We start from the raw sequence: 8,049 nt of genomic DNA on the forward strand, positions 1-8,049 counted from the left end.
TAGTCAAAAAATTAAATATCTTTCTATCTGTTGGCGTCTCACCAACAGAAAATAACAATTAATGTGATAAAAGTAGGCTGGTTGGTAAGCTACCGAACCAGCAGGTTAGGATAATTGCCCAATCTTCGTGTGCTGTGATTTTTTCTCTTTTCCCTCTGTGGTTAAAATTTCAGTAACACTATTTTATTCAATTCCAATTAATAAAAGTGATAAACTGATTTCATAAGTTACTATTTCGATTTAGTAAATTATTTCCATCTCTAAATACATCTGAAACAGCTTGATATGCGTATATGCCGAAGCTCATGCGAAAGTCATTACGTACAACATTCACTACTATTGTATGTTTAATAAGTCCAAAATATGAGTAATTGTGTATTTTTGTGACCTTTAATTTCCTTTTCTTTTTAGCCGCGAGTAAACTATATTTTCTTTTTCCCTTTTTCCAGAACTTATAATATTTAATACGTACCCAACAGGGTATTTTTATGAAAAATTTTATTTTATTTTTGTTACTTTCTATCTTATGTGCAGACACGACGTTCGCACAACAAGCCGTTAGGGGCTGCCTTGTTGGTAATGTACTCTATACCGAGCCCTCAGGAAAAGGCCTTGATTATTTTTTAAGGTCGCCGGGTAGCCAGACATCTACCTGTGGATTTCAAAGGGTTGGTAATACAAGCAATTGCAGGCTCTACAATAGCGGAGATATTAATGCCGAAAGCAGTTACACATTATATCATGATGCAGCAAGTAGCGGTTGGGTAGAAATTTCGAATTGTCCGGTAGATGATACCTCCTGGATGCTCTTTGTGCCAGTTTCTTTATTTAGTATGTATAGTATATCAAGGAAAAAAGTATCCTTTATTAAAAAAACTTAAAGGAAGATCACTTTTAATCTAAAAAAATCTCCGATAGCTTGACCATATTAAAACTAAGTTACTGTAGAAAATATACCGAAGTGATGATGAAAATATGGCTCCTAAGTATTGAGCTTAACCATATGTTTTAAAGCAGGCTATTTAATTATTAATCAGGAGTTAATTCTTATTCTCCAAATTTTAAACAATGAATGCATAATCTTGTTAATATCCAAAGTTTTATAGTGTAGCACAATGACAAATTCTAATCACCCACCTAAAAGCGAAGCCAGCAGGCTGAATGCACTTCACCGTTATCAAATTATTGGAACACCGCCAGAAGCTAGTTTTAATCGTTTAGCAACACTTGCCGCTCAAATTTTTGATCTTCCGATGTGTACCATCTCTTTTTTTGGAGAAGATGAGGTGTATTTCAAAGCAAGTATTGGTTTTGGAGACCCAACTTTAACATCAGATAAAGAAAGTCTGTGCAATAACCTCGTTGTTGATGATGGTGTAAAGGTTGTTAATGATGTTTTTAGCTTACCTGAGTTGGCCAATAATATCCACAAGGTTGGGTTTTATGCCGGAGCACCATTATTTTCAGATAATGGCTATCGGATTGGTGCTTTGTGTGTAATGGGATATGAAGCCAGGGCATTCGATGAAACCAAACAGCAAATTTTACTCGGCTTGGCCGATGTAGTAATGGACCTGGTTACATTGCGATTGGCAACGGATCACTTGCTTAAAGAGAATGAAAATATCACTGCCGATAATGCTGGTTTAATTGATTATCAACATCAAATAGCTGAGGCAAACAGCAACTTGGAAATTCTTCAGGATAATTTCGAGATGCTATTTGAACATGCACCAATGGCTATTGGTATTATTTCTGGCGATGATAATATCATTATTCAGGCCAATAAAAAACTTTTGGAAATTTTAGAAAAAGATGCTGATTTCATTGGAGAGCCATTTGATGCTGTCGTTCCAGAATTAGAAGAACAGGATTTGTTGAAGTTAATTGCCAAATTACGAGAGACCGGAATGCCACAACATGGCCAGGAAGTGAAGTTGCTGGTTTGGGTAGAAGATCACCTCAAAAGTCTTTATATTAACATTACACTTCAATTTACAAAAGACCTGGAAACCGGTGCCAAAAACATCATGTTTATGCTTGCCGATACCACCGAATATGTAATTTCAAAGCAGCTTAATCAGGAAGCTAATGTAGTACTGATGAGTGCAATCGAGGCAGGCGGAATGGGCTATACGGTAGTTGAATTTGCAACGGGAAAGATGATTTCTAATGATCAGTTTAAGCAAAACTATGGTTATGAAGTTAATGAAGAATTTGATTATTCAGATTTATTTGATGCCATGTTGCCGAAATACAGACAAATGATCAAGAAGTCTGTTCAAGACGCAATTGAAAATAACGGCGTATACAAAGCCGAGTATGAAGTAAAATGGAAAGATGGTTCTATCCATTGGATCAGCGCATTCGGTAAGCCCAGATATGATGTACATGGGAGGGCTTCACACATTATCGGGCTCAACAAAATAATCGAAAAAGCAAGTTAAAAAACCAGCTCATTGTTTTTCGAAGGCAATTAATTCGGACTTACTTATTTATCAAGGGCCTCTCTGGCAGAAATGTTTCGATTAGGTGTTTGCTAGCAAGAAAGATTGGTTACAGGCTCTTTAATTGAAGTGATATAAAAAGACTACATTTCCGGTATATACAGGTTTCTTGCCATCTCTGGTAGTCAGGATGGCCTGGATTACCACTTTGGTAATTCCCCGCAGGTCGCTGATGGCCTCGAGTTTAGCATGGAGCTGAACTTCTTGGCCAGCGATAACAGGCTGACCAAATTTAAAGCTTTCAATACCATAGTTAACTTCCATTTTCACATTTCTAATATCAGCAATCTGTTTCCACAAATAAGGAATGAGCGAAAGCGTCAGATAGCCATGGGCAATAGTAGCGCCAAATGGACTTTCTGATTTACATCTTTCAGTATCGGTATGAATCCATTGTGCATCCTTTGTAGCTGTCGCAAATTTATTAATCTGCTCCTGACTTATTACATGCCAATTTGAAGTGCCCAGTTCTTTGCCCAGGTATTCTTTGTATTCGTTGAAACTGTTGATGATAAGCATTTTAAAATGTCTAAAGTTTTGTTTTAATATCGTTAATGCCAAGTTGTGCTTTTCGCAATGGCAAAAATAAACATCTGGAGCATAAATTATTGATCAAATTACAAATTTCCTTCACTATTTTCTACATTCCATCTTTTCGACTTCGGGCGTACGACCATTAACAAGGGGAATTGTACATGATGAGTCGTAAAATTTACCAAATCTTAGTCTGTCACTTTTTTGTGAAACATTTTTTCAATTTATACTGTCATATATACAAAATGAATGAGATAGAGGTTGGTGTTTTTGTGCGAACTCATACTGAAATGGAATTACTGAACTAAATTTACTGCGTAGCTTTCCGCTGCGCTACAGGTCAGCATGACGAATCGGTCAGTGCATCCCTCGAGGAAATCCCTTTGCAACGAATCGTCCTCCTGAACTTGATTCAGGATCTTATCCATAGGTGCTGAACTAAATTTAGTGCGTAGCTTTCCGCTGCGCTACAGGTCAGCATGACGAATCGGTTCGTACATCCTCTCTAGAAATCCATCTTGCAACGAATCGTCCTCCTGAACTTGATTCAGGATCTTACCGAAGATAGGTACTGAACTAAATTTACTGCGTAGCTTTCCGCTGCGCTACAGGTCAGCATGACGAATCGGTTCGTACATCTCTCAAGAAATCCATTTTGCAACGAATCGTCCTCCTGAACTCGATTCACTGTTGTCCGGTTAAAGTTTAAACGATCTATTAAATCCTTTAAATCAAGCTAAAAAAGCTGTTTTTATCTCATTTTTAAAAGGTAAGCCCATTGTTTTATAGGTTTCCTAAAAATCTTGCACTAATTCGGCTGTCCGGTAAAAAACTATCATTTTCAGAGGTTTTAATATTTTAAACCGCTCATAGCTTCCATATCCTGCAAAATATTCTTTTGGTTAAGGAATATTGCAGCCATTTGTGATTAGGCTGTCCGGTAAAAATTTGTTCAAAAAGTTTTACCGGACAACAGTGAACTCGATTCAGGATCTTAATTAAATAGGTGCTGACCTAAATCCGATAGCTATCGGATCAGTATGACTACAAACTTAGATTAATCAGCATTTAATATCTAAATCCAAGTCAGTATTTATACACAAAAACGTCGATTAAATACGTAATTTTTGATTTGAATTTTTTTGCCTAAACAACCGACTCAAAACCCGTGTTGCATCTTCAGCTAGTTTGAGAAACCTTCTTTAGAACCAAATTCTAAAATGACGGACAGATCAAGACTAGCCTCCCACAATAATAATATGATAGAAGATAAGGAATACGACTTTTTAATAGTAGGAAGTGGTTTATATGGATGTGTTTTCGCGCACGAGGCAACCAAGAGGGGGAAACGGTGCCTCATCATCGATAAGAGGGCACATTCGGGCGGCAACGTGTATTGTGAAAAAATGGAAGACATTAACGTACACCAATATGGTGCACATATTTTCCATACCAACGATAAAGGTATTTGGGATTATGTAAATAATTTTGTTGAATTTAACCGCTATACCAACAGTCCGGTAGCCAATTATAAAGGAACGTTGTATAACCTTCCATTTAATATGAATACCTTCTATCAGCTTTGGAAAGTACAAACGCCTGCCGAAGCGAAGGAAAAAATTCAATCTCAGGTGGAAGAATCGATGGTAGCCGTGCCTGCCAATCTTCGCGAACAGGCTTTGTCACTCGTTGGCACTGATATTTACGATAAACTCATTAAAGGCTATACCGAAAAACAATGGGGCAGACCCGCAGAACAATTGCCTGCTTTTATTATAAAGCGATTGCCCGTACGTTTTACTTTTGATAACAATTACTTCGACGATAAATACCAGGGCATACCCATTGGTGGCTATAATAAATTAACCGAAGGATTGCTAAAGGGAATTGAGGTGAAGCTGGAAACGGATTATTTTGCCGAGAGGGAAAAGTGGGACAGCCTGGCCAGTCAAATTGTATTTACCGGTAACATCGATCAGTTTTATAATTACCGCTTCGGAAGACTCGAATACCGGAGCTTAAGATTTGAACACCAGGTTTATAATACCGTAAACCTACAGGGAAACGCAGTAATTAACTATACCGAACGCGAAATTCCTTACACGAGAACCATCGAGCATAAACACTTTGAATTTGGCAATCAGCCGAAGACCGTTGTAACGAAAGAATACCCGGAAGAGTGGACACCAGAGAAGGAAGCTTATTATCCGATAAATGATGAGCGCAATACCAAAATATTTAAGGAATATAATAAACTGGCCAAACAAGAACAACATACCCTGTTTGGAGGGAGGCTGGCCACCTACAAGTATTATGATATGCACCAGGTTATTGCTTCCGCATTACATGCTGTTGCTGTCCACTTCAAAGAACAGCCAATTAATCATCTATAAAAACCTAAACCATTAAATATATATGAGTAAGTTAATATCTGCTTTACCTAAAAATCTTCTATGTTTCTCACATCTTCGCTGGGACTTTGTCTTTCAGCGGCCGCAACATTTAATGACCCGATTTGCAAAGGAGCAACATGTTTTCTTTTTGGAAGAGCCTGTTTTTGATGCTCAAGGTAGGGATTATCTTGCCAAAGAAATTCGTGATGGAAATATAACCCTATTAATTCCACACCTGGCTGTTGAGAAAAATCAGGAAGAAGCGCAACGGGCAATGAGCAATTTACTTTCCGAATTTTTAGCAGGCGAGTCTATGCGCGAATGGATATTCTGGTATTATACGCCAATGGCGCTGCAATTCTCTTTAAATCATAGGCCCGAACTGATCATTTTCGATTGTATGGATGAACTATCGGCTTTTGATTTTGCACCAAAAGAACTTTTAATGCTGGAGAAAAAGCTGATGGATATTGCTGATGTTGTATTTACGGGAGGACATTCTCTCTATGAAGCCAAAAAAAATCAACATAATAATATATTCGCTTTCCCGAGCAGTATTGATAAAACGCATTTTGCTTCCTCACGAGAAGAGATTGAGGAACCTGAAGATCAGGCAAAAATCTCCGGAACAAAACTTGGCTTTTTTGGCGTGATCGATGAACGATTTGAAATTAATTTAATTGAGCATATTGCTGCAGCACGGCCAGATTGGCAATTAATTTTACTAGGCCCGGTAGTTAAAATTTCTCAGGATACGTTGCCGAGACGGGCAAATATCCATTACCTCGGACAAAAATCCTATCAGCAACTTCCAGCCTATTTATCCGGATGGGATGTGGCGTTAATTCCGTTTAAACTAAATGAATCAACGCGGTTTATTAGTCCGACGAAAACACCAGAATATCTTGCCGCCGGGGTTCGGGTGGTTTCTACGCCTATCCGCGATGTGGTAAAACCCTACGGAACTCAACGTTTGGTGAGTATTGCAGAACATCCAGAAGATTTTGTTCAGGCGGTTGAGCAAGAGTTAAATGCGGCTGATGAAGCAGCGTGGCTTTCTAAAGTGGATCATTTTCTGAGTGATAAATCCTGGGAGCATACTTTCTCGGCCATGAAACTTCAGATGTTAACTGCTATGAAGCGTCCTGACACCTTATTGGCGAGTTAATGATGACCGATTCTTTCACGCCGTTTTCTTCCTTCTGGATGGGTGGCTTTGAATGTACAGATCAGCTTAATCACTATGGCAACCGCGTAGATTTATTGGCCTTAACCGGGCATCTGCAGTATACCGCCCGTGATTATGCCTTGCTGAAAACCTTTGGTATTTCTACCGTTAGAGAAGGAATTCGTTGGAGTAAGGTTGAAACACGACCTTATGAATATGATTTTTCTTCTGTACGGAACATGATTGATGCCGCAAGGATTCATGGCATTCAACAGATTTGGGATATTTGCCATTTTGGTTATCCTGATGACCTGACGCCACTGCACCCGCATTTCCGGAATCGTTTTGTAGGCATGTGTATTGCCTTTGCCGAATTTTACCGCGATTATGCACCAGAGTTTGAGCTGATTGCTACGCCAATTAATGAATTAGGCTTTATTTCCTGGCTTGGTGGTGAACAGGCCAGTACAACACCTTACGCAAGAGGGATTGGTTGGGACATTAAGTACGCTTTGGTTGGTGCTTATATAGAAGGTATCAAAGCGATGAAAGCCATCAACTCAACCACTAAAATCATGAGCACCGAGCCCCTCGTTAATATTGTACCGCCATTAAATGCTCCCGATGAAATGGTATTTAAAGCTGCTGAAGAACATGAGTTACAGTTTCAGGCAACTGATATGTTAACTGGTTTAATTTGCCCGGAATTAGGCGGAAGCAGTGAACTGATTGATTTTATGGGTTTCAATTTCTATTACAATAACCAGTGGGTTTTTGGCGATTTTACCTCCCTTCCATGGGCTAACTTAGAATTAGATCCCCGCTGGCGTGGACTTTCTTCACTCTTGCTGGAAGCCTATACCCGTTATGGGAAACCAATTGTATTGGCCGAAACCAGTCATTCTGGCGAGCACCGTCCAAACTGGTTGGAACTGATTACCCGCGAGTGTATGAAAGCAATTGGTGCTGGCGTACCTCTAAAAGGCGTTTGCCTTTATCCAATTATAGACCGGCCAGATTGGGATCATTTACATATCTGGCATCACTCCGGTTTATGGGATGCAGATGGCGACAATCCTTTCGGCAGGTACCTTCATGAACCTTACGCCAGAGCTTTTCTTGATGCGCAGCATACTTTACAAATTTATAGGTCTGCATTTCATGCCGGGATAACCGAAGGCTTTATTTATTTAGATCAGGGTATTGGAATAAACGGAGAAACAAAGGGAACTATGATTTCACTGGCGCCGGAAATTTTAATATAACAATTGACTGATTTGCCTCGGCTAGCCGGCGAAGGGCTATCTTCTTTTTCTTAACAAAAAGAAGCAAAAGTCAAGGCTTGGATCTGATGTCGGATTAGCTCGTCGAAATTTAAATGGCGGTAGCACAAGGGCTCGATTTGGCTTGTAATGAGGATTTATTTTAGGAGCCGTTCGCGCTACCT

General features: G+C 39.2%; 6 protein-coding genes. 5 read left to right on the forward strand and 1 reads right to left on the reverse strand.

The genetic code is table 11. From position 1 onward, the window contains the following. The first annotated feature begins 488 nt into the window (after positions 1-488). Both ACN1CD_RS18610 and ACN1CD_RS18615 read left to right on the forward strand, forming a co-directional pair. On the forward strand, positions 489-881 hold the full coding sequence (locus tag ACN1CD_RS18610) for a hypothetical protein (RefSeq protein WP_419131928.1): 393 nt from the start codon (positions 489-491) through the stop codon (positions 879-881). Positions 882-1,115: 234 nt separating this feature from the next. Further along, positions 1,116-2,447, forward strand: coding sequence for a PAS domain-containing protein (locus ACN1CD_RS18615; RefSeq protein WP_419131929.1), 1,332 nt, complete (start codon positions 1,116-1,118; stop codon positions 2,445-2,447). 120 nt (positions 2,448-2,567) lie between these two features. Here ACN1CD_RS18615 and ACN1CD_RS18620 read toward each other — a convergent pair whose 3' ends face one another. Then, positions 2,568-3,026 (reverse strand): MaoC family dehydratase, encoded by a 459-nt coding sequence (locus tag ACN1CD_RS18620; protein ID WP_419131930.1) that lies wholly within the window; start codon positions 3,024-3,026, stop codon positions 2,568-2,570. A 1,274-nt stretch (positions 3,027-4,300) separates the two neighbouring features. On the opposite strand from ACN1CD_RS18620, the gene glf reads away from it, so the two are divergent. From glf to ACN1CD_RS18635, 3 genes are read left to right on the forward strand one after another with little or no spacing between them, the layout of a single operon-like run. Next, complete coding sequence (gene glf / locus ACN1CD_RS18625) at positions 4,301-5,434, forward strand: UDP-galactopyranose mutase (RefSeq protein ID WP_419131931.1); 1,134 nt, start codon at positions 4,301-4,303, stop codon at positions 5,432-5,434. A 22-nt stretch (positions 5,435-5,456) separates the two neighbouring features. Beyond that, positions 5,457-6,602: a glycosyltransferase family 1 protein gene (locus tag ACN1CD_RS18630; protein WP_419131932.1), complete on the forward strand. Its 1,146-nt coding sequence runs from the start codon at positions 5,457-5,459 to the stop codon at positions 6,600-6,602. Further along, positions 6,602-7,867 carry an amine oxidase gene (locus ACN1CD_RS18635; protein ID WP_419131933.1) on the forward strand — a complete coding sequence of 422 codons (1,266 nt, stop codon included), beginning with the start codon at positions 6,602-6,604 and terminating at the stop codon, positions 7,865-7,867. Before ACN1CD_RS18630 ends, ACN1CD_RS18635 begins: the two co-directional genes overlap by 1 nt. Positions 7,868-8,049: the final 182 nt, after the last annotated feature.

This window comes from Pedobacter sp. N23S346, assembly GCF_048515415.1.
GTDB lineage: Bacteria > Bacteroidota > Bacteroidia > Sphingobacteriales > Sphingobacteriaceae > Pedobacter.